This window comes from Leptothoe sp. EHU-05/26/07-4 (genome assembly GCF_043421015.1).
GTDB classification, from domain to species: Bacteria; Cyanobacteriota; Cyanobacteriia; order Phormidesmidales; family Phormidesmidaceae; genus Leptothoe; species Leptothoe turfae.
Window position 1 is genome coordinate 1,298,792 of sequence record NZ_JAXSQV010000002.1, and the last position, 23,810, is coordinate 1,322,601.

The following is a 23,810-nucleotide window of genomic DNA, read 5'->3' on the forward strand; positions in this document are numbered from 1 at the left end:
CTGAGGAAGTGTATTTGCACTAATAAAACTTGGAATCCTTAGGTGGCAAGGTATTGCTAACTTTTTGAGGCTCAACGTGAAATCCCTATAAAGTTTCCAGCCTTTGCCCGTAAAGCCCTTTAGCCGGGTTGTGTCAAACCAAACAGTCTGCGTTATTCCTTGCATAAGTCATGAAAACCGCGCTCCACTGGCTATCTCACACTATCTTCTGGGTCTGGAACATTGCCTTTATTGGCTTTATCTATTTCTGGCTACTGCCAGTGGCAGGACTCCCCATCCTCGAAGCCGCTCGCATGGGCGAAATTCCACCCGCCTTTGTCGCTAGCATTCTTGGCATGCTGGTGGTACCCCCAATCTGCACCGTGGTCGGCGGCAAATGGCTGCGCAAACATCCGATATTACTGATGCGGTTGTTTTACGGTGTGGAAGTGCCCCTATTTGGCCTGTGCCTGCTGCGGTTATTCCTTATTCGTGACACCACCCCAGCCAGTGCCCATATCCTAATAACGGTGCTAGCTGCCATTGCCATGTTTGCCATCGAAACTCTGGCTGGCTATGCCGCCTACCGACCGCGATTGGCCTGGGCACAAATGATTGGCCACAGCTTAATCCTGTTCACTGGCCTGTATGCAGGCACACTACTGCTGCTCTACACTGTGCCTGCCCTATGCGTTCTGATCTACGGCACCATAACGGGACTATTAAATATTGACTGGTGGTGGTGGTTACAAGAAATAGGCCGGATGCTAAGCCAGCCTCACTTAATTCTTGTCGGTTTTCTCTTCCTCGTATTATGGGGTTCAAGCGCCTTGGTGCTTGTTTCCATGCCCTACGTTTTCGTCAATTTTTATGCGCTCTCCTGGCATCGCATTCGTAAAGCGTTTACTAAACAGCACGGCCATGGCTGGGCTGTTACTGGCGTTGTCGTTGGCATCAGCTGTTTGCTCTTCGGGCTATTGCAACTGCCCCAGCCCCAGGCCCAAGCCTTTAGCTTGTTAGATGGACCTGCACCGCAAACTCCAGCTGACCGTTTAACCCTGGTCAAACAGTCAGAAACTATTCGCAAGGGGCTAGTACACGGCTATCTGTTCCGCTATCGCTATCTCGGTACTGCTGAAGAAAGCAATCAGCTGAGGGAAATGTATAAGGCGGTTTTTGATATGCCAGAAACCGATGCTCAGGTATTCCAAGACTTTCATAATGCGCTGCTGTCACCGTTTTTGTATAAAGGCGATCGCAACGATGATGCCAAAGCAGAAGCGCTCTACACCAGCTTTTTTGATACGTCCATTCAAAAGGCAGAACGCACCGAAATCCGTAACGCCCTCCAAGCAACCGCCAACCGAGACGAAACCCAGGCTGGTGTGCTTAACCTGGACCAAAAGGTCATTCGTCTGGCAGAACAGACAGTCACTGTAGAAGAAAATGGCGACTGGGCTGAACTTGAAGTTTACGAGCAATACGAAAACAAAACTGCTGACGCCCAAGAGATTTTCTACAGCTTCTCATTACCGGAAAGTGCCACCATTACGGGTCTCTGGTTGGCCGAAGCGAAAGATGGTTCTCGCTTTCCCTTCACCGTATCGCCCCGTGGTGCTGCCCAACAGGTCTATAAAGGTGAAGTTGAACGGGCAGAAACCCAACGGGCAGAAGACCCGGCATTACTGGAACAAGTTGGTCCCCGTCAATATCGTCTGCGTGTCTTTCCGATTCCTGCTGCCGTATCTACAAAAGAACCTGGTGAGCTACACCTATGGATGACCTATCAGGTACTCCAGCAAGACGGTGCCTGGCCTTTGCCCCAGCTCACCGAAAAACGCAATATCTTCTGGACTGACAAAACTATTCATCAGCGGCGGGGCAAAAACGTCCTGGTGAGTGAAGATACCTGGTTTGAACCCACCCTTCAGGCTAGGAAGAAGGCCAAACCCACGGCTCACCAGGTGCAGCTAGCGGAAGGCTATCAGGTTACGGCAACACCGGTAGCCAAAACTGTCGTACCAGGCGGAAAAAGAATCGCGGCTATCTTAGACACTTCCTACAGTATGGATAACGGTGCCCATGCTGAAGCCTTGCAACAGCTTGAAACGATCCAAACGCAAAACACCATAGACTTTTATCGGACAACGGCCACTGGGGAGACCTTGACACCTAGCGACGATCTCAACTCCTTGGACCTGATTGTTCCCTACGGCAGTCTGCAACCGGCAGAGATGCTGCAACAGTTTGAGGCACAGCGCCTACCAAAAACTTACGACGCTATCTTGTTGCTGACCGATGCAGGCAGCTACGAGCTAACGGAAGAGGAGCTTGAGCTACCCAAACTGTCTGCGCCCCTGTGGTTAGTGCACATGGGCCATCAGCTACCCTCTGCCTATGACGACAAACTGTTAGAGGCCATCCAAGCAAGCGGTGGCGGAGTGGCCACGGATGTTACCGCTGTGCTACAGCGTTTAGACAAAAATGTGATCGATGGTTATGAATGGTCTGTAACAGCCAGTGATGGCACTGATCAGACAGATGAGTTTGCCCCTGTGGCTGCACGGCAGATGATTCTACAGCGCAGTCGTACGGCGGATATGACCCAGTTGGAGAATTTGGATGGGGTACACGCTGTTGCAAAACGGACTCAAATCGTGACGCCTTATTCTTCCATGCTCGTCTTAGTTAACGACCGTCAGCGAGAGCTGTTGCGTCAGGCTGAGGCTGCTGCTGATCGCTTTGACCGTGAAGTGGAGGATGGTCAGGATGATCTGACGGATCCGTCTAACCCGCTAAATTCAGTCTCTGTACCTGAGCCGGGCTCCGTAGTGGGCATGGGAATCATCGCTGCTGGGTTGATTTTGCTAAAGCGCAAACAATCGGCTAGCAAATAGCGCAAAGGAACGATGTGGTGGCCTCATCACGTCTTGACTATGGAAGGTCTTGAAAATGGCGTTTGCAACTGTAGGTAGTCGTTTGCGATCTCATTCATTCACTAGCGCACATTTACCACCCCGTGGAGTTCCCCTATGAGTCGCCTCCCTGACAATTCAATACAGAGCCCAAAATCACAAACTATCGCTGATACCATTGTCCAACGGTTGAATCAGCTACCTTTACAAAGCCAGCATCAGGTTTTGGATTTTGTGGAGTTTCTGCTGCAGCGCCACAAATTAGATGAGGCAGTGCAACCATTGAATGATGATCTAGAGGAAGACCTAACGCTTTGGGAAGCTGCCACAGATGAGGATTGGCTTGCTTTAGAGGCTCAACTCAGTGTTCAGAAGGATAAATAGACGTTGATGGGCATTGGGAACTTATGGGTATTCGGTCTACTCTGGTGAGGCTGACTATCCCAATACTGACGTTCTATGCCAATTATTCGTGTTGAGATTTTGCCTGGTAGAACCATTGAGCAAAAACGGGAGTTGGTGAAGGTGCTGACTCGCGAGACTGCTCGCATTGCGGGCTGTAGTGAGCAGTCTATATATGTTGTTATTGAGGATGTGAAGAAGGAGAATTGGGGTGTCGGTGGGGAGCTATGTTCGGATAAGTTTCCTGATTAATAGAAGCGCCGGGCTTCGACTCCGCTCAGCTCTCGGATTATGACTCGACTCCGCTTAGCCCTCGAGTGTCGACGTTGACTGAGCGGAGTCGAAGTCAACGTTCCACAACTCCTTATTCCTGCCATAATACTAAGGTTTTACTCGACCTTTTTAGCGCACCCATGGCGACCTTCTTACTTGAAGTCGGTACTGAAGACCTCCCAGCTAGTTTTGTTAGCGATGCTCTTGAACAATGGAAAGCGAAGATTCCTGCGGAGTTGGAGGAGCAGTTGCTTAGTCCGGAGAGCATTGAGTTCTATGGCACGCCACGGCGGTTGGCATTAGTGCTGAACGGGATACCTGAGCGTCAGCCTGACCGTGAAGAGGAAGCCAAGGGTCCATCTGTGAAGGCTGCTTTTAAGGAGGGGAAACCGACTAAGGCGGCTGAGGGGTTTGCTCGCTCCCGTGGTGTCAGCATCGATGATTTTGAGATTCGTGAAACTAAAAAGGGTGAGTTTATTTTTGTCACTCAGAAAATTGCTGGGCGGGCGGCTACTGAAATTCTGGCTGAGTTGATACCTCAATGGATTCTGGGTCTAGAGGGTAAGCGGTTTATGCGCTGGGGTGATGGTGATCTGAAGTTTCCTCGTCCAGTGCGCTGGTTGGTGACGCTGATGGATGACCAGGTGCTGCCGATTACGCTGACAAATGGGTCTGAAACGTGTCGTAGCGATCGCACCTCCCAAGGCCACCGCGTCCTCCACCCTGAACCGATTACTCTAGAGAGCGCCACTGGCTACGTTGACGCCATGAAGTCCATCTATGTGGATGTGGATCCTGAAGAGCGTCGCCAGAAAATTTTGGCTCAAGTGGAAGACGCGGCGAAGTCAGTCAGTGGCGAAGCTATTGTCAACCCAGGCTTGCTGGATGAGGTGATTAACCTGGTGGAGTGGCCCACCGCTGTTGTTGGCAAATATGATGAGGAGTTTCTAGAACTGCCCTCTGAAGTGGCCATTACCGAGATGGAAAGCCACCAGCGTTATTTTCCGCTGAAGTCGGGCGATAGCTTACTGCCGAATTTCATCACCATTTCTAACGGTGACCCAGAGAAATCAGCCATTATCGCTGAGGGTAATGGTCGCGTTATTCGTGCCCGCCTGTCTGACGGGATGTTCTTCTTTAATGCTGACCGTACTCAAACCCTGGCGGACTACCTGCCTAAGTTAGAGATGGTTACCTTTGAGGAACGGCTGGGTTCCGTGCGCCAGAAGGTGGACAGAATTGTGGGTGTGGCGAATGCGATCGCAACCCAACTCAACCTGGACGCTACCCAAACCGAGCTTGCCAATCGGGCTGCCCTGCTCTGTAAAGCCGACCTCGTCACCCAAATGGTGGGCGAGTTTCCTGAGCTGCAAGGCATCATGGGCGAAAAGTATGCCCGCCACAGCCAAGAACCAGACGCCGTTGCCACGGCTATTTCTGAGCATTACCTACCCAAAGGTGCAGGGGACAGCCTGCCCCAGACTTTAACCGGTCAGGTGGTGGGCCTCGCTGACCGAATTGACACCCTGGTGAGCATTTTCAGCCTGGGCATGAAGCCAACGGGTTCCTCCGACCCATTTGCCCTGCGTCGTGCCGCTAACGCTGTTGTCCATATCATTTGGGCGGGTGAGCTGAGTCTAAACCTGAGTGCATTGCTCAAAGATGTGATTGTCAGCTTTGCTGCCGACCGTGATGGCGTCAATGTCGATGTCGATGAGCTACAGCACGAGCTAGAGGATTTCTTTGCCCAGCGTGTACATACCCTACTGCAAGACGATGAGGCCATTGACTACGACTTGGTCAATGCCGTCGTCGGTGATGGGGACCTTGACTACCGTCAGCGCATGCTGAGCAGCCTTCTCGATGCTCGCGCCCGCGCCCGTTTCCTTGAGGAAATCCGCACCAATAGCACCCTCGCCAGCGTCTACGAAACTGTAAACCGGGCGTCTAAGCTAGCCACCAAGGGCGACCTAGACACCGCTACTCTGGACCCCGCAGGTGTTGTTGATGCCAGCCTTTTCCAATCCCCTTCCGAGACAGCCTTCCACGAAACTCTGCAACAGCTAGTGCCCCAAACCCAAGCTGCTCAGGCAGAGCGTGACTATCAAAAGTTAATTGACGGTCTTAAGAAAGCGGCTCCGGTGGTGGCTGAGTTCTTTGATGGTCCCAATAGCGTACTGGTTATGGATGATGACGCTGCCATTCGCCAAAATCGACTGAATTTGCTGAGTCTACTGCGCAACCATGCCAGGGTACTGGCGGATTTTGGGGCGATTGTTAAAGGCTAGGGAATAGGGACAGGGAGGGGAGTGATTCCCAGTGAACAGGCTTCACAGAACTAAATCTGCTTCATAAGTTTTAGGGACGCATATCCTAGTTAATGTAGGCAACGTTGAACTGTAACGCTTTAGCAGATTAGAGCAGGGCCAAAAAATTTCCTTTATTCTTTACGGCCCACTCTCTACTGCCCACTCTTCCATCTAATCTGCTACATTTACTGACTTGAGATAGCAGGGAATCAACCATGGAATCAGCCAAGCTAGGTCAGTCCGAATCGCAGCCCATTGCCTATGTCATCGGCCTAGGGCTGTCTGGCGTGGCTGCAGCCCGGTTATTGAAAAAAGAAGGTTGGCACGTTGTGGTTAGCGATCGCAACAATGGCGAACGCCAGCTTGCCCAACAGGAGACATTGACCGCTGAAGGCATTGACGTCAAACTGGGTCACACATTCCCTGGCGATGATCCAATGGATCTGGCAGTCGCCAGCCCAGGTGTCCCCTGGGATGCACCTGGGCTAATGAAGGCTAGAGAAAACGGCATTATCACCATTGGTGAAATGGAGTTAGCCTGGCGGGCTCTGAGCCATTTGCCATGGCTTGGTATTACTGGCACCAATGGTAAAACGACCACCACCGAACTTGTCGCAGCCATTTTCAAAGCCGCCAAACTAAATGCCCCAGCCTGTGGCAACATTGGCTACGCGGCCTGTCAGGTTGCCCTCGATCCAGAACCTGACTGGGTACTGGCAGAACTCAGCAGTTATCAAATCGAAGCCTCCATTGGTCCTAAACCTAAAATTGGTGTTTGGACCACATTTACCCCCGACCACCTGAGCCGCCACAAAACCATTGAGAACTACTATGGGATTAAAGCTTCTCTATTAGAACGCAGCGAAAAGCGCGTTCTCAATGGTGACGATCCTTGCCTGCGAGAAACCCTGGCCAATCGTTGGGAAAATAGCTATTGGACAAGCATTGATGGTCCCAATGCCATCATGCCCTTAGTTCCCAGTACCTACATTGACCAACAAGGCTGGGTGATCCATGAAGATGAGAGAATTCTTGCTGTAGATAGCCTCAAAATGGTAGGTCGTCACAATCTGCAAAATCTTTTGATGGCTGTTGCGGCTGCCAAGCTTGCGGATATTCCCAATGAGGCCATAGCAAGTGCGATCGCAAACTTCTCTGGTGTCGCCCACCGGCTAGAATACATCACCACCTGGGAAGGTATAGATTTTATCAATGACAGCAAGGCTACCAACTACGATGCGGCAGAGGTAGGTCTCAGCTCTGTTAATAGTCCCGTCATCTTGATTGCAGGCGGTGCAGCCAAAGCAGGAGACGACACAGCTTGGCTAGAACGCATCCAGGAAAAAGTGGTTCAGGTGCTCCTCATTGGTGATGCCGCACCTCAGTTTAGCCAGCGTTTAATTGATGTCGGCTACGGTCGCTTTGAAGACGTTGGCACCATGGAAAATGCGGTGCAACGTAGTAAAGAAATTGCACTGGGCCTCAAGGCAAAAGTTGTTTTACTGTCTCCCGCTTGCGCAAGCTTTGACCAATATACAAATTTTGAAGCCCGTGGCGATGACTTCAGAAATCAATGCGAGAGATTTTTGAAATAACAAAACAACAATTTACACCCCGTGTAGGGACGTTCCATGAAACGCCCCTACACGAGATTAATTTAATCATCTGGGTCGTTTACCTGCATCAAGGCTATAATCGCCCCTTGCGGATCTTTCACCGTTGTAAAACGCCCCGGTTCAATATCGATGGGGTCCATCAAGGCTTCTCCACCCAAACGATTCACAATTGCTAGAGATTCATCCAGGTCAACAACATTAAAATACACCGCCCAAGTCGAAGGAATCTCTGGAGGCAGCTTTGCCTTATCCATGTCAAACATGCCACAGTTATCGTGGCCCTTCACCTTAGTTGAAATGTAATTGGGTGGTTTTTCATCCACCTCAAGATCCCAGCCAAAAACAGCCTTATAAAATTCCGCTGCCTTCTCTGCCCCTCGGGTTTGCAGTTCTGTCCAACAGAAGGTGTTGACCTCATTGACCAGACCGGCACCATAAAAGTCTTTGGCTTGCCAAAGACCCACAATGGCTCCCGTCGGGTCTTTTACCATGGCCATCCTACCTGAGTCCATAATGTCACAGATGGGCATTTCAACTGTGCCACCATGGTCTTGCCAACTTTTTACAGTTGCCTCTATATCATGGGCTGTGATGTAACTACTCCAATGGGGCGGGACCTGTTGCATATTATCGGGTCTGGCAAACAGCGCGGCTACAGGGCGCTCACCCTTGAATGCCATGGAATACACACCACCTGTGTCCACCGGCATATCTTGAAACTTCCAGGAAAACAATTCTGTGTAGAACTGTTTAGCAGCTTCCTGGTCGGTGGTCATCAAATCGACCCAGCTGAATACACCATTCTCGTAACTGTCTCTGATACCCATAAGTGTCGTCTCCGGACTCAAGACAATACAAATATACTAATCATAATTCAAGCAAGTGGCTAGGTCCCCACATTACAAAATGTAGAGGCGTTGCATGCAACGCCCCTATATATAAGGCAACGCCTCTACTAGGGCTGATGGTGCTCATGCCAATGCTGCGCAATCTCCACCCGCCGACATACCCAGACGTCTGGGTGCTGCATCACATAGTCCAAAAATCTTCCGAGAGCAGCAGCCCGTCCCGGTCGCCCTGACAATCGACAGTGTAGTCCTACACTCATCATTTTGGGTGCCGTCTCCCCTTCGGCATAAAGCACATCAAACGCATCCTTTAGATACGTAAAAAACTGATCGCCCGAGTTAAACCCCTGATAGGTGGCAAACCGCATATCGTTGTTATCCAAGGTGTAAGGAATCACCAGATGGGGACGACCATAGTCCTGATTCCAGTAAGGCAGATCGTCTGCATAGCTATCAGCATCATAGAGAAAGCCCCCTGTTTCCACCACCAGACGCCGGGTATTCGGGCTCAGTCGACCTTGATAAAAGCCTAGGGGACGGCTACCGATAACCTGAGTGTGAATTTCAATGGCTTTGCGAATATGTGCCCGTTCAGTGTCTTCGCCCACATATTGATAATCAATCCAACGATAGCCATGGCTGGCCACTTCCCAGCCTGCCTCCACCATGGCTTTGCCAGCGGTAGGATTACGCTCCAGGGCCATCGCCACCGCATAGACCGTCACCGGCAGGTTGCGCTGGGTAAACAACCGATGCAATCGCCAAAATCCCGCACGACTGCCATACTCATACATGGATTCCATGTTGATATTGCGCACCCCTGGTAGTGGAGCTGCCCCCACGGTTTCAGATAGAAAAGCTTCAGAGGCTGGATCGCCATGCAGGATACAGTTTTCGCCTCCTTCTTCATAATTGATAACAAACTGTAGCGCTAGTCGAGCGTTATTGGGCCATTGAGGATGGGGAGGATTTTGACCATAGCCAATGAGATCACGGGGATAGCCAGCAGACATATAGCAGCAAACCTCGATAGTGAATAAAGGTTAGCCAGAATATTAGCGTAAGGAGAAAGTAGAAACGGATTCTGTATAGATTGTGTACGCAGGCAACCGGGCAACAAAGCCCATAAAGATTCCGTGGTGGTGTCCCAGATTGCATGGCAAAAGGACTATCCTATGGCAGTGTTTAGAAGCAACGCCCCGAGGAAACCCCTATGAGTACTATTACGACTGAAAAACAGCAGTATTTAACCTATTTATTGACTGATGGCGATTCCCAGGTGGCTGTAGTACCAGAGCGTGGGGGCATCGTCACTAGCTGGCAAATCCAGGGAAAAGAGGTCTTCTATCTAGATACAGAACGATTCAAAGATCCTAACCTCTCGGTGCGAGGTGGTATTCCATTACTATTTCCCATTTGCGGCAACCTGGTAGACGACACCTATACCCTTGCAGGCGAAACCTACATGCTTAAGCAGCATGGCTTTGGCCGCACATCGCCGTGGGAAGTAACCCAAAAATCCACCGATGATGGAGCTAGTTTAACCATCACGCTCAAAAGCAACGATGAGACTCGCGCTGTTTATCCTTTTGATTTCCAGTTAGACTTTATTTACACCCTTAAAGGCAATACATTGGAGCAGCGTTTCCGTCACACAAATTTGTCTGGCCAGCCCATGCCTTTTTCGACGGGCACTCACCCATATTTTGCAGTAGCCGATAAGACCAAGCTCGTCTTCGAAATCCCGTCTACCGATTATAAAATCAAGGGTGGTAGAGATGTATTTGCTTATAATGGTCGATTTGATTTTGATCAAGAAGAGATTGACTTTGCTTTCATTAATCTTGAAGGACAAACAGCCACTGTAAAAGATGGTGATACTACATTAACCATCTCCTATGACGAGAATTATTCCACCCTGGTTTTCTGGACCGTAAAAGGAAAAGATTTTTATTGTCTAGAGCCTTGGAGTGGTCCTCGCAATGCTATCAATACCGGCGACTTTTTGCTAAGTGCAGCCCCCCAAGAAACTGTGGAAACTGTGATTTCTATGACCATTAGCTAGAGGGTATCAGGAGTTAGGGGTCAGAGTTCTAGTAGCTCACTGAACCCTGACCCCTAACGCCTAAGTCTGCAAGCTGCCATCTGACACCCATCCGAATTCATTAAACCTGATTAAAATGGACCATTCTGTAGGGGCACTCCCTTTTGGATGCCCTGCGATACCGAGCGCTATCAGTCAGGATTTTGTATGAGAGAAAATTGTAAGTGGTGACAGTCGTTATCAGCAGTACTCAGCTTAATTGCCTGGTGTAATAGGAGCTAGGTGAATAGCCCGGTTAACGCTTGCTTTATGCTCAAAGGGTGTGAATGTTCTAACCATCTGTCTTGCAACTGAAGAGTATTTAAGCAACGTTTCATCTACGCTATGTAGATCCATGATATAGACCTTATTGCCTAGCTGTCGGGCAATGCGTTCCCCTTTTACCGGCTTACCCCTATTATCATTGCCGTACCAAGCTTTGCACACAAAGCCTTCGGGTGGAGGAGTGCAAGCACTACCATCGCGGTATCGAACATGTTTAAAGTCGGGTACATCTTTTAGGACATATTCGCTGAATTCATCTGTTGGTATAGGACTTTGAATAGTTGTTACATTAATTGTCCCCGTAAAATGACCATCTAATGATTTAAAAACTACTTTGTCTATGGTGTCAGATTTAATCTCTTCCACTGTGTAAGATTTGGGAATGACGACTTGATATAAGTTGTGAGGGTGATTATAAAGCGTTGAAGAATTAGATATTAGTTGTGGATTGTCTATGGGTGATTCGGTGTCGGGAATTTGAGCATCACGATCCTGGGTATCGGGAATCTCAATAGTGGGGATATCAGGATTATTGATAGTTGGGTTAGAAGAGACGTTTGTGAATAGTGCGATCGCACCAACGATAACCCCAACACCTGCAATACTCCCCATTAACCACAGAAAGTTAATCGACTTAGACTGTGGTTTCTCCTCAGGAGACAATAACGGTGAGATTTGCTGAACTACAGGTGCTGGTTCAGGCTGAGGGGCTGGCGTTGGTTCAGGTGAGGGGGCAAATTTTGCCTCTATCGGCGCTACATCCACATTTTCTAACCCTAAGACCTGTTTAAACCGATCGAGTTCGCTACGGGTTATTTGGGTAATCGGTTGCTGCTTTTGAACGGCTTGAGTAAACGCAGTTTCATATTGCTGCAAACGTTGTTGATATTCCTGATAAGGATGCAGGACTTCTGCCTCAATGGTGGCCGCCTCATCAGCTGAAATGCCCAACTGCTTTTGTAAGACATTAAGGGTGGAGCGACCAATGGCTGAGATCTCACCACGGCTAGCAAACTGTTCTATTTCTTTGCGATAGCGCAGTTTAGGATCATTTATCGGTGCTTGAGCCACATGAATTTTAAACCCTTCTTCTACGATGTAGATTTTGGGCCTCATTGCTGGAGCGGCTTCTTGCACCTTGGCGCTGGCATATTCATGGAGCTCATCAATGGAGATAAACCCATCATTGTCAGTGTCGGCTGCACCAGTTTGAATGCCTTCGATAATAAATCGGGTATAAACCGATAGGGTTTCTTGATCTTGTTCAAAGGAATATTGTGTTGAAGAAGAAGACGTGAGAACGGCCCGACCTTCTCCACCTAGCTGGGTTTGCAGGTCAACCGTATCATCACTTTTAGCCTGCATCCCTTCCGCAAAGGCCCCACTAAAGCAACAGTCTAAAATAATGACTTGCCGTTTACAGCGGCTATTGTCCATGATGTCGTGGAGAAAGCTAGCTGGCACTGCCGTGGCTTTCACCAGCTCGCCCCTAGCATTTTTACGGGTTAGACGGGTAGCAAAATACAAGCGGCCCCTATCGTCTTTAATGCCATGACCCGAAAAAAAGACTAATGCCAAGTCTTCTTTTTTTCGGCCTGAAAAAATAACTTCAACCGCTTCCTGTAACTCTAGGGGGTCAGGATTTTCAAGGACCTGAATTTCATCAAAATTTCCCTGCTGCTCCAGGACTTGTTTCATGGCAGCAGCATCCTTAACAGCACCAGGGAGAGGGGCCAAGCCAGCTTGATACTCACTGACACCTACAATTAAAGCGACCTTAGCCATACTTACGCTCTCTCCCTATGTGATGCTAGCCATTAGGCTGCGATGAATGCCTGAGCCTGTTGAATAGCAGCTTCTAAGTCAGCCCGATTGCTGGCACTGACCTTGAGCTTTTTACCGTTGCCTTCCACTTCCAGCTCGATAGTCTTTCCACCTAGACGGTCGCGCAGAAAGTCGAAGGCTTGTTTAGCATTGGCTGCATTGACTTCAGCAGTGAGGACACCCACTAAAAAGCCACCCAAAGACTTATTTCCAGCCGGTGGATTAGGATCCTTTACACGGGCAACGACTACATCTTCCAGCTCTCGGATTTGTGGCAAGAGCTTATCCACTTCCTCGTCCCGTTCTTCGTTGTCTAGTTCGGGGTCATTAAAAATAATGGTGTACTTAACAGTGGCGTCTGACATGGGTTGGCGTGAAAATTTATTTAATTTTCTAACCCCCACTTAAGGGGTCTCAGGTTTATACACAAAGCATAGTGTGCATTCCCTATTCCCATGTAGAGCAGAGTGAATCTTTGTAGATTGTCTATTGGGTAGATTTCACTTGCGATCTCACTCTACAAATCCTGGTATCAGCCAATCCTAAATCTACGCCCTTGTTAAGCTGGCTGTTTCTGGTAGTAGAAGATGGAGGCAGGGGGATAATTGCTAATAGTTCCAGGTTTCTTTACTTAGTGGCTCACGCTTAAGGATATCGCGGCGCATTCTCCAATTTGGGAGGAACTTATCCATAAAGCCCTTGAACCGATCATTGTGCTTGCGCTCCAGAAGATGAACCAGCTCATGGACAAGCACATACTCCAGGCACTCCACTGGCTTTTTGGCGAGTTCCAGGTTAAGCAGAAGGCGTCGCTTTTCGATATTGCAGCTGCCCCAGCGAGTCTTCATTTTCTTTACACCCCAGGCGGTGGTTTGTTTGCCGATGATAGGTTCCCAATAATTGAGCAAATTGGGAATACGGGCTTTGAGCTGCTGGCGATACCATTCGCGTAACACTTTGGTGCGATTGGCTGTCGTTGTGCCTGGGTTGATAAATAGCTGCAGGGTGCTGTTGTTTTTGATAACGATTGCATGCTTACCCCTGCGTTCAATGACTTCGAGGCGGTAGCGTTTGCCAAAGAAGAAATGGCTTTCTCCGGTGACCATTTCTCGCTCTGATTGGCGGGGTTGGGCTTGGAATTTGGCTTGTTGTTTTTTGATCCAACTGAGGCGAGAGATGACGGCTAGTCGAACATTGTCATCAGTAATGTGTAGCGGCACTGAGACTCTGACCTGACCATCGGGGGGATAAACGCCCAGGTGCAGGTTCTTGATGGGTTTGCGCACCACCTGAACGGGGATATCCAGAATTGTGATGGTTGCTGCGGTTTGTTTCTGGATCTGTTTTTGGGCTTTTTTGGGGGCCAGCTTACTGATACTCACGTTGGTTCTTGACGAGTTCTAAGACGTCATCGGCGTTGTAATCACCGACTTCTTCTCGAAGGACATTTTTAACCTCTCGCTCTTTGAATCGATTGCCGACCCAGTCGGCTTTCTTGGTGTAGCGTACCGCAGTATCGATGCGGATCACCAGGGCTTCATCTTGTCCTAAGTTGTCGTAGAGGGAGCGTTTGGCGGGGGTGTCTATGGAGTCTGGATAGTCAGTAGCCGCATCAGCGGGTGGTTTGACCTGGCGAGCCAGATTTTTTACTTTTTCCAGGTATTCCTGGTAGTTGATGGCTTGTTTGCGGCGTTCTTCGATCAGGGCATCGAGCAGCTCTGACATACGGTCGTAATATTTGGGGTTGATGGGGCTTTCGTCAATAATGACGCGCCGCATATTATTTTCGATGGTTTCAGCGACGGCGTCTTCGTCTTCGCGGATGCCTTTGGGGAGTTGGTCGATGGCTTCGGCTCCCCGTTGAACGATGAGGTCGATCAGGCCCAGATCGTCGAGGTCTGAAATGACTTCACTGGGGTCGGCCCGGATGTAGGTGTCTAGTAAGCGACGCATGGCGGGCTCATACTGCTTCATGTCGATGTAGTCACCGCTGGCTTTTTTGATGGCTTCGCGGACTTCATCGTAGTGGGTAACTTCTTGCTTGATGGTGGCGGCTTCCTGGGGGGAATAGCCTGCTTCTGCCATTTCGTTGGCCAGGTTGGTGTAGGCCCGCACCAGGGCAGCGACGGCCTGATAGAGGGCTATTCGTTTGGGCTCGCTAGCGGCTAGGGCTTCTTTATCGGCGGGGTCTTCGCAGAAGTAGCGAATGTAATCGACGGTGTCGCGGGGTAAACGAACCGGTTCGCAGATAGCTTTGACCTTTTCGCGCATTCCTTCGAGGCGTTCGCGACCCTTTTCAATGCGATCGCACAATAACCCATCAACATCCTCCGCATCGAAATTCTCAAAAGCTCCGCTGGTGTAGTCGGTGATGGCTCCTTCCAGGGATTTGAACAGGTCTTTGTAATCGACGATATAGCCGTATTCCTTATCCTCACCGTCCAGGCGATTAACACGGCAGATGGCCTGGAAAAGGCCGTGGTCCTGCATTTTTTTATCGATGTAGAGATAGGTAGCAGAGGGAGCATCAAAGCCAGTGAGCAGTTTATCCACCACAATCAGCAGACGCATCTGGCCCGGTTCGTTTTTGAACCGTTCCTTGACCTGCTTCTCAAAGTCCTCAGTGCGCTTCATCGCCTTATCTTCAGGCTGGTTGAAATAGTCAGCCAGCATTTTGCGATAGATGGCATACTGGTGCAGCTTTTCCGTTTCCCCTTCGCCGGTTTCTTCACCCTTGATATCAGCGGGTCCTGGTTTATAGCTGGTGATAATGGCGCACTTGCCCGCCAGGTCGGTTTTGCTAAATAGCTCGTAGGTTTTACAGGCCTGGTAAATACTGGAGCACACCAGCATGGCGTTACCGTAGCCATCCACCAGACGCTGTTTGGTCTCCATATCCATCAGGATGTCATTGACGATCATCTCCAGGCGGGACTGGCTAGACAGCACATTGCGCAGGGTGCCCCACCGTTTTTTTAGCTGGGATTTAGCCAGTTGAGACAGGGCACGGGTTTTAGCTTCAAACCATTGGTCCACCCGTTGTTGCGATGTCAGATGCTGGTCGATGTCGCGGGCTTCGTAGCGCAGGTCAAGAACCACACCATCGCTAACGGCTTCGTCAAATTTATAGGTGTGGATGTAGCTACCAAAGATTTCCAGGCTGGTTTGTTTATCTTTTTTGAGCAGTGGCGTCCCGGTAAAACCGATAAACATGGCTTCCGGCAGCAGGGCCTTCATCGCCTTGTTGAGTTTACCGGACTGGGTGCGGTGGCATTCATCCACAAACACAAACAGGTTGCCCTTGGGGTTAAAGTTGCTGGGCAAGTTGGCATTGAGTTCTTTAACAAACTCATCAGTGCCCTGGTTAGCGTCCGACTCGCTGCGATTACCGAATTTATGGATCAAGGAGCATAGCAGCCAAGGGATGGTGTCGTTAAGGTTATTCAGCAGGTCCGCACCGTTGCTGGTGCGATAGATGGCTTCATCTACGCCTAAGAAAACTCCTTCGATTTGTTCGTCTAGCTCGGTGCGATCGGTGATGATCAGCACGCGGGCATCGGTAGTATTTTCCCGAATCCATTTGGCTAGCCACACCATGGTCAGGCTTTTGCCAGAACCCTGGGTATGCCAGATGATGCCTCCTTCCCGGTCCTGCACCCGCTGCTGGGCGGCCTTGATGCCAAAGTACTGGTTGTGGCGGCAGGTCTTTTTGGTACCGGCATCAAAAACGGTGAAGTCGTGGATGATTTCGAGGAAGCGGGCCTTATTACACAGGCGTACCAGGGCCGTATCTAGGGCATTGCTGGTGATGCTTTCGTCGATGGTGGGCAAATATTTTTTACTTTTCGGGTCGGTTTTAGGATTGTAGTCAGGGTTTTCCTCTTTCCAGGTGAGGTAATACTTTTCCGGGGTTTCGATGGTGCCATAGCGGAGGCCCTGGGTATCGTTGCCCGCCATCACCAGCTGCATAGTGGTAAAGAAGTGGGGAATAAATTCCTTCTTTTGGTTATCCAGGTTTTGACGGATACCTTTGGCTACATCCACACGACCCCGTTTGAGTTCGATTACCCCGAGGGCGATGCCATTGACGTAGAGCACAATGTCCGGGCGTTTGCCATAGGTGCCGCCCTTAACGGCGACTTCTTCGGCAATGGCAAAGTGGTTATTGTCAGGATTTTCCCAGTCGATCAGGGGAATGGTTTGGGTTTGTTCCCCTGCCCCAGCTTTTTCTTTAACGCCGTAGCGCAGCAGGCTGTAGACGGCTTTATTGGCATCGTAGAGGTTTTGGCCATCGCCGAGGGCAGCGGCCTGATCGAGGGTGCAAAGGGCTTTGGTAATTAGGGCATCGCTGATGCCCTGGCGTGTGAGCCATTGGCGGAGCACATCGGCTTCGATGTTGCGGTTATTAGAGCGTTTTTCCCAGTTGCCAAGATAGTCATACTGAAGATAGTTGCGAAATAGCGCAACGACTCGGTTTTGAGTAATTCGCTCCAGTTGGCCGATAGTGCTCACTGTAGTGCTTCCTTTTCGTCCAAAAGTTCTTGATGGATTCTACATCCGTTCACATGGTCTTGTTTTATAAACTCTGGCTATCGAGATGAGGCAGCAAGCTCGAATGAGCTTTGAATTGTAAGGTCTATCCAACTCTAAGAAGTAATACTTTTATCAGGCTATGATTGACGATACCTGACAGTGGTTAACTAATCTTAACTGCTCTTTAAGACTGTATTTTATAGTGTGTGCGGTTTATCGTGGATCCTGTAATTTTAGCTGCGCTGATTGGTGGTATTTCTACAATTCTCTCCCCTATATTAGTCATCTTTGCCAAAACCTGGATTGACGAGAGGCCTTTCCAATCCATACCTATTAGAAGAATCAGAGCTATCCAAGGAACTTGGAGAGGAGTCGCAAAGTTCAATGAAGAAGAGCATGGTCGTGAAATTAAGCTTGAAGGTACAGTTAAGACTATTAGACGAAAATGTTTAGGGTACTTTCGAACTGAAAATGAAACAGGGGTGATAGGTCATTTTCATCTAGAAGGTATTCCATTAGACTATCGCTATTTCAAATTTGACTATAGGGATAAAGACCAACGTATTATTCGACACGGCTCCATGATTCTTATGCTTTCTTCGGATGCAAGGCAGCTAAATGGCCGATTTATAGGCTACTCAGTGGCCATAGAGGATTTAATTTTTGGAACAGTAACACTTGATCGAGTTTGATTAGCAATGGTCCAAGACAGCAGCAATTCAGAGGCTTTATCCATGGCTTTTCATGAAGCTGGACATGTATTAATTCATGAAATTTTCGATTGGCCTTATACCGATGTATCTGTTGCAGAAGTTGGAAAAGAAGGTGTTAATTATTCCTATCCTGATCCTCAAAAAGACTCTCCAGCCCAAGAAAAGCTAATTTATGCCTGTATTTGTTGCGCTGGAGCCGTAGCAGAAGATAAATTCAATTTTCCTGCCGATACACCAAGAGAAGACTTAGGAAAATCGTTTTACTTACGCAATACTGAGGGTTCTGATTACGAAAAATATAGTGAATTGAACTTGCCGCCAATGAGTTCAGAAAGAATTATGGATGATATTGTGATCGATATGATTCTAGAAAACTGGGATTCCGTTTCAGAAATAGCTCAGGCACTACATGCAAAGAAACGTCTTTCTAGCAATGATGTAAAACAAACATTAGTCAAAGCAAACTTTATGAGAAGCCAGGAATCCTGTATGCAGAGTCTTTTAGACATCCAAAAAACTCTTGGTATTTGAGCATTATTGTTGCCAAGCTACATTACTCTGACACCCAACGCTGCAGACATACTCTTAAGGCTATGACCAATATCTGGATGATTTATAGCAGTCGAATTCTTCCGGTGAGGAGTTCTTGCATCATGCCTTGTTTGATGGCCTGGGTTTTGGTGCGGCGGGTTTCGAGGGCGGTGATTTCGGTGTCGATGTCGGAGAGGACTTTTGCGATCGCTTGTTGTTCTTCAGCAGATGAAGGAAGTGGAATCTTAAATCCTCCAATTCCTTTCACTGTTAACTGAGGTTGAGCACTACCAAAAACCGATCTTTCGATTTGAGTCTGAACAATATTTGAATTTAGAGTTAGATAGAGAAAAGCATTCTCCATACTCTGATTTTCATTTCTAAGAATTACCATCCCAGAATTAATACGGATGTTCTCATATGAGATTGAATTTTCAAAAAAAGCTAAATTTCCAACAGTCCCGCGTGTTGTTAAAACAATATCGTGCCTCAGTAGCTTGCCTTTTCTGAGTAAGCTATCCTTTTCTTCTGTGATAAAAGAACACTCAGAGAAACGAAATCCCTCCTTGGTTACATTACGAGCACTCAAAAATAGACAATAACCATCACTGTAAAAATCACTATCACTTGGATAATTGCTGCCTCGATCTCCATCTATAATACTCACAATTTCATCCAGCCTAAGCTCATCCCAATCTTCAGGAATGACTCCAACCTCAGTTTGCTGATAGCCCTCCGGCACCTGAGAATTATTAATTATTAGTTGTTCATTATTAACTGCTCCCCCGAACCCTGGCAGGCGTTTTTTGCCGGTGAGGAGTTGCTGCATGGTGGCGGTTTTGAGGTGGCGCTTTTTGGCAATGAGCTTGTCTAGCTTGGCGATTAGGGCATCGATGTCGGATAGGGTAGTTGCGATCTCGCGTTATTCCTCAACATCTGGAACAGCGATCAATATGGGATAGATAAAATTTCGATTGAGAGATTGTTGCGCACCCCCAGAGTTATAATGGCTAAAATCCAGAGAATCCAGGAAATAGAAGGAAAATAGTGGATCATTACCATGAAGGTCTGTGGAATATAATCCTGTGTTGTGTGGCCAATAGTTGCTTTCACAGTAGTGAACTTGGCCAAAAGATGCTCCACTTCTACCCAAAATAAGTCCAGGACCTTCAATAAGTGCCTCGTCATGAAAACCATTTTGACCGGCAGCACCCATGACGGGAATATTGCCTGGACGACGTTCACGAGCAGTTAAGTCATACCCCCTTTGAAGAGAAATAAAGTCACCAAGTGGCTTAACTTCCCAATCCTCAGGAATCACCCCAACCTCAGTCTGCTTATATCCCTTGGGCAATTGATAATTATTAATTGATAATTGATAATTTGACATGTCTAAATTCTCCCTAATTGTTAATTATTCATTGTCAATTATCAATTCCTTCCAACAACCGCTGCCAATCCTCATCCGTCGGCAACATCCCCTCATACTCCTTCGGCACCTGAGGATACAGCTGATACGTCGCCACCCCAATCGGATTCGCCTTCGACTTCAAACTAAACTCCACCTCTAGCCGATCCTTCTCAGCGCACAAAATAATCCCAATCGCCGGATTATCATCTGGGGCACGTTCCTGATCATTCAGCACTTCCAGATGAAAATCCATCTTGCCCGCATACTCCGGACGAAAACGCCCCGTCTTTAACTCAATCGCCACCAAACACTTCAAAAAGCGATGGTAAAACAACAGATCCAAAAAATACTCATTCTCCCCTAGCGTCAGCCGATACTGGCTACCAATAAAACAAAACCCATAGCCCAGCTCAATCATAAAATCCTTAAGCCGAGCAATCAGATTCCGCTCCAGGTCTCGTTCATGTACTGCTTGGGTGAGGCCCAAAAACTCCAGATCATACTGCTCCAAAATCTCTGTAATTTCAGAGTGACCCTGCAAAACTTGGCTTTTTACTGTCGTCAAAAATTCTCGATATGCCGAATCAAGAGATGGCAAGATGATACTCATAGCTGTATCACTCCCCCTTCTCTTCTTCTATTTGCCAAACCTGCGTCAGCTCCCGCCGTAACTCCTCCTCATTCGGCAAATACAACTGATACTTCTGCACAAAAAGCTGACTATTCATCTGATAAGTCGCATACTCCACCAGCAACTCATCCTTACTACGAGTCAAAATAATCCCAATCGGTGGATTATCCCCCTCAATATTCTCCTCATTGGCAAAATAACCCATGTACAGATTCATCTGGCCAATATCCTGATGCTGCACCTCATTAATCTTCAGATCCAACAACACAAAACATCGCAAAATCCGATGATAAAACACCAAATCCACACGATAATGAGTATTGTTAATCGTGACGCGATATTGCCGCCCCACAAACGTAAACCCCTTACCCAGCTCTAATAAAAACTGCTGTAGATGATCACACAGAGCCGTTTCCAACTGACTCTCTGACGGCAAATAAGGCTCAGGAATTTTGAGAAACTCAAACACATAGGGGTCACGCAGGATATCGCTAGGCTGCTCTACTAATTGTCCCTGCTGCGCCAGCTTAAGAATTTCATCTCTGTTTTTACCTGCTGCTAGCCGCAAAAATAACGCCGTTTCCTTTTGTCGTTTAAGCTCTGCTACAGACCAATTTTCAGAAATCGCTTGCTTCTCATAAAAACTCCGTTCCAGGTCATCCTCAACCTTGAGAAGTTCCACATAATGCGACCAGCTCAATTGGTCAGACGGCATCTGACCAATTGGATAACGCAGATATAGCAACCGCATGTAAACTAAATTGCTACGGCTAAACCCTTTGCCTAGCCTTGCTTTTAAGTCTTTACTTAAGGAGCTAAGCAACTGCTGTCCATATTCGGACTTCGTAGAGCCTCCCTGTTCAAACTCCACGATGTATTGCCCAATTTGCCAATACGTTTCCAGCAATTGAGTATTGACTGCCCGCACCGCCTGAGTACGCCCCTGACCATACACCTCAGCGATCTGTCCCAGTAGTCGTTGGTAGTTATCCTGTGGCTCTAGTGTCATGTCACCCCCACTCCACCCCCATCTTCTTCAAATGCTCCGCCACCTTGCCCGATAACGCAGCCACCTCCTGCTCCAACTCCGGCAACGGCTCAGCATAGCGCTCCTCCAAAACCTTCACTCGATTTGCCAACTGCTGCGTCACCCGCTCAATTTCTGCTGACACCGAGCCCTGTAGCGTAGCGTGCCATTTATCCTCCACCACCAGCGTTTTAATCTCATCCTCACTCAGCTTCGGATACTGACCAAAAACTGCCTTATCCAATGCTTCCTGAACATCCTTCACCGCCTTTTTCGCCTTAGTCTCCTGTTCAAACAGCGTCTGACACTTCTTCAATACAGCCTGTTCATCCTTAGAACTGGCATCTCCTTTGATCTCTTTTAGCCTGACTGTGACAGTCTTTTTCGTCACCTTGCCCGCCTCTGTCTGAGCCTCGGCCAGCAGACCATCCTCACCGCTGTGCTCCTCAATCAGCGCTTCTACTTCCTGACTAATGCCATCCAGCTCCGCCTGTAGCTCATCAATATGGGCCTGCTTATCCGCAAAATAGCCAGACACTATCAAAGCCGGTGGAATCAGATCAGCCTTATATTTCTTTTTAGCAATCACCAGATCCGGCGTTTCCTTGAGCTTTTCTCCCTTCTTCTTCACCACCAGCTCCCGCAGCGTATTCCCTGCAGCCCATCCATCCTGCACCAGCAGATAAACATCATCCTGCAGGGTCTCCTCCCAGTAGTCCATCAGGAGCTGGTAAATGTCGTAGCGATCCAGCAGGTCCGCCTCAGTAAAGCGATGAAGTAAATCCTCCGATAAGGTCTTAATCAGTAATTTGGGCTTATCACCAACAACAATCCCCTTAAGGGCAGCCCCATGGGCCTGATACCAATCGGTGTAAATAGCCAGCGACCGCTCCGCAAACGCCTCAAACTCAGGATGTTCTTTAATTATTAATTGACAATTATTAATTATTAATTGCGAATACCCCTCCCGATCTGCTGTGAACAAATCCTGTCGCATTCCTGGAAACACCTGCCAATAGTCTTCCAACGCATCCAAATCCCCATTGGGAATACCCCCATTCAGATGAGCACTCAGATCATGCAAATCCTCCGGCTCACTGGCATCAATGTAGCGAGGAATATTCAGGTTGTAGTCATTCTTCTTAATTTCACTAAACGGCACCATACGGCTGTAGCGGTCCAGCATCGTCTGGTGGTTAAACACATCCACAATCTTGTGAATATCCTGACTGCGCAGCCGGTTCTTATTACCATCCTTCATAAAGCCCCGACTGGCATCCACCAAAAAGATGCCCTTGCGCTTAGCCGCCTCGGCCTTATCTAACACAATGATGCAGGCTGGAATACCCGTGCCATAAAACAGGTTCGGTGGCAGCCCGATGATGCCCTTGATATATCCCTGCTGCACTAAATTCTGCCGGATGCGGGCCTCAGCATTGCCCCGAAACAGCACCCCATGGGGCAAAATCACCGCCGCTTTGCCCGTACTCTTTAGCGACTTGAGAATGTGGAGCAAAAACGCATAGTCGCCATTTTTGTCCGGCGGTGCCCCATACTCAAACCGTTCATACTCATCTTCTGCGACGTTGACCCCATTACTCCAGGACTTATAGGAAAAAGGCGGATTCGCCACTGCAAAATCAAATGTTTTGAGGCTGTTGTCCTTATCCTTCCAGTAGGGATCTGACAGAGTATTGCTATTCCACAGTTCTGCCGTAATGTTGTCGTGCAGAATCATATTCATCCTGGCCAGCACCCAGGTGGAATAGTCCATTTCCTGACCAAAGATGGACAGCCCTCGGGGCGCTTCATCCGCTACTTTAAGCAGCAGCGAGCCTGAACCACAGGTGGGGTCATACACCGTCTGGTCCTGACTCGTCTCAGGGGTGATGCCCACCACCTTTGCCAAAATGCGGGACACCTCCGCTGGCGTGTAGAACTGGCCTTTGCTCTTTCCCGATTCCGTCGCAAAGTGCCGCATCAGATACTCATAGGCATCCCCCAGCAGGTCATCCCCATCAGCCCGATTTGCCCTCAGGTCCAGTCCTTCAAAAATCCCCACCAGGTTAGAGAGGCGGTCCACCATCTCCTTGCCCTTACCTAGCTTGTCCTCATTATTAAAGTCATTCTCGGCGGTACCAAACAAGGACTCCAGACCGTTTTCACTGGCAAAGGTGGCAATGACTTTATTGATGCGATCGCCAATTTCCTTATCCCCCTTCAAGGCCACAATATCCTCAAAGGAACCGCCTTCTGGTACTACCAGCAACGCATCCGGGTTTCCAGCGTACTTGTCCGACACATATTTCATGAACAGCATCGTCAGCACATAGTTCTTGTACTGGGAGGCATCCATGCCACCACGTAGTTCATCACAACTAGCCCACAGGGAGCTATACAGTGCAGTTTTCTTGACGGCCATTCAGTCAT

The 23,810-nt window shown here is 48.6% G+C and carries 19 protein-coding genes; 8 read left to right on the top strand and 11 right to left on the bottom strand.

Going from position 1 to position 23,810, the window contains the following annotated elements; genetic code table 11:
- Positions 1-170 precede the first annotated feature (170 nt).
- From U2F10_RS07285 to murD, 5 genes are all read left to right on the top strand, one after another.
- Positions 171-2,876 carry a TIGR02921 family PEP-CTERM protein gene (locus U2F10_RS07285; RefSeq protein WP_499871502.1) on the top strand — a complete coding sequence of 902 codons (2,706 nt, stop codon included), beginning with the start codon at positions 171-173 and terminating at the stop codon, positions 2,874-2,876.
- 135 nt (positions 2,877-3,011) lie between these two features.
- Complete coding sequence (locus U2F10_RS07290) at positions 3,012-3,278, top strand: hypothetical protein (protein WP_499871503.1); 267 nt, start codon at positions 3,012-3,014, stop codon at positions 3,276-3,278.
- A 75-nt stretch (positions 3,279-3,353) separates the two neighbouring features.
- Positions 3,354-3,548, top strand: coding sequence for a 4-oxalocrotonate tautomerase (locus U2F10_RS07295; protein WP_499057383.1), 195 nt, complete (start codon positions 3,354-3,356; stop codon positions 3,546-3,548).
- Positions 3,549-3,709: 161 nt separating this feature from the next.
- Entirely contained in the window at positions 3,710-5,857 is a 2,148-nt protein-coding gene (gene glyS / locus U2F10_RS07300) for a glycine--tRNA ligase subunit beta (protein WP_499871504.1), read from the top strand.
- A gap of 236 nt (positions 5,858-6,093) precedes the next feature.
- Positions 6,094-7,473, top strand: a complete 1,380-nt coding sequence (gene murD / locus U2F10_RS07305) for a UDP-N-acetylmuramoyl-L-alanine--D-glutamate ligase (protein WP_163669092.1) — start codon at positions 6,094-6,096, stop codon at positions 7,471-7,473.
- A gap of 62 nt (positions 7,474-7,535) precedes the next feature.
- Here murD and U2F10_RS07310 read toward each other — a convergent pair whose 3' ends face one another.
- Both U2F10_RS07310 and puuE read right to left on the bottom strand, forming a co-directional pair.
- Positions 7,536-8,321, bottom strand: coding sequence for a VOC family protein (locus U2F10_RS07310; protein ID WP_163697382.1), 786 nt, complete (start codon positions 8,319-8,321; stop codon positions 7,536-7,538).
- 128 nt (positions 8,322-8,449) lie between these two features.
- Positions 8,450-9,355 carry an allantoinase PuuE gene (gene puuE, locus U2F10_RS07315; RefSeq protein WP_163697385.1) on the bottom strand — a complete coding sequence of 302 codons (906 nt, stop codon included), beginning with the start codon at positions 9,353-9,355 and terminating at the stop codon, positions 8,450-8,452.
- 200 nt (positions 9,356-9,555) lie between these two features.
- On the opposite strand from puuE, the gene U2F10_RS07320 reads away from it, so the two are divergent.
- Positions 9,556-10,407, top strand: a complete 852-nt coding sequence (locus tag U2F10_RS07320) for an aldose epimerase family protein (RefSeq protein WP_499865312.1) — start codon at positions 9,556-9,558, stop codon at positions 10,405-10,407.
- A gap of 234 nt (positions 10,408-10,641) precedes the next feature.
- Here the strand turns inward: U2F10_RS07320 and U2F10_RS07325 are convergent, their stop codons facing one another.
- The 4 genes from U2F10_RS07325 to U2F10_RS07340 form a co-directional block, all read right to left on the bottom strand.
- The gene (locus U2F10_RS07325) at positions 10,642-12,495 is read right to left on the bottom strand and encodes a caspase, EACC1-associated type (protein ID WP_499057378.1); all 1,854 of its coding nucleotides are present in this window, start codon (positions 12,493-12,495) and stop codon (positions 10,642-10,644) included.
- A gap of 32 nt (positions 12,496-12,527) precedes the next feature.
- Positions 12,528-12,899 (bottom strand): hypothetical protein, encoded by a 372-nt coding sequence (locus tag U2F10_RS07330; protein WP_499871506.1) that lies wholly within the window; start codon positions 12,897-12,899, stop codon positions 12,528-12,530.
- Between the two features lie 243 nt (positions 12,900-13,142).
- Positions 13,143-13,874 (bottom strand): M48 family metallopeptidase, encoded by a 732-nt coding sequence (locus tag U2F10_RS07335; RefSeq protein WP_499871620.1) that lies wholly within the window; start codon positions 13,872-13,874, stop codon positions 13,143-13,145.
- 28 nt (positions 13,875-13,902) lie between these two features.
- Positions 13,903-17,046, bottom strand: coding sequence for a type I restriction endonuclease subunit R (locus U2F10_RS07340; protein WP_499871507.1), 3,144 nt, complete (start codon positions 17,044-17,046; stop codon positions 13,903-13,905).
- 239 nt (positions 17,047-17,285) lie between these two features.
- Between U2F10_RS07340 and U2F10_RS07345 the strand changes: the two genes are divergently transcribed.
- Positions 17,286-17,759, top strand: a complete 474-nt coding sequence (locus U2F10_RS07345) for a hypothetical protein (protein ID WP_499871509.1) — start codon at positions 17,286-17,288, stop codon at positions 17,757-17,759.
- Between the two features lie 42 nt (positions 17,760-17,801).
- Positions 17,802-18,311, top strand: coding sequence for a hypothetical protein (locus tag U2F10_RS07350; RefSeq protein WP_499871510.1), 510 nt, complete (start codon positions 17,802-17,804; stop codon positions 18,309-18,311).
- An 82-nt stretch (positions 18,312-18,393) separates the two neighbouring features.
- Here the strand turns inward: U2F10_RS07350 and U2F10_RS07355 are convergent, their stop codons facing one another.
- The 5 genes from U2F10_RS07355 to U2F10_RS07375 form a co-directional block, all read right to left on the bottom strand.
- Complete coding sequence (locus U2F10_RS07355; protein WP_499871511.1) at positions 18,394-19,140, bottom strand: restriction endonuclease subunit S; 747 nt, start codon at positions 19,138-19,140, stop codon at positions 18,394-18,396.
- A 93-nt stretch (positions 19,141-19,233) separates the two neighbouring features.
- Complete coding sequence (locus U2F10_RS07360; protein WP_499871513.1) at positions 19,234-19,701, bottom strand: restriction endonuclease subunit S; 468 nt, start codon at positions 19,699-19,701, stop codon at positions 19,234-19,236.
- A gap of 34 nt (positions 19,702-19,735) precedes the next feature.
- On the bottom strand, positions 19,736-20,332 hold the full coding sequence (locus U2F10_RS07365) for a PDDEXK nuclease domain-containing protein (RefSeq protein ID WP_499871514.1): 597 nt from the start codon (positions 20,330-20,332) through the stop codon (positions 19,736-19,738).
- Between the two features lie 7 nt (positions 20,333-20,339).
- Positions 20,340-21,362 carry a PDDEXK nuclease domain-containing protein gene (locus tag U2F10_RS07370; RefSeq protein WP_499871516.1) on the bottom strand — a complete coding sequence of 341 codons (1,023 nt, stop codon included), beginning with the start codon at positions 21,360-21,362 and terminating at the stop codon, positions 20,340-20,342.
- A 1-nt stretch (position 21,363) separates the two neighbouring features.
- On the bottom strand, positions 21,364-23,802 hold the full coding sequence (locus U2F10_RS07375) for a type I restriction-modification system subunit M (protein ID WP_499871518.1): 2,439 nt from the start codon (positions 23,800-23,802) through the stop codon (positions 21,364-21,366).
- Between the last annotated feature and the right edge of the window lie 8 nt (positions 23,803-23,810).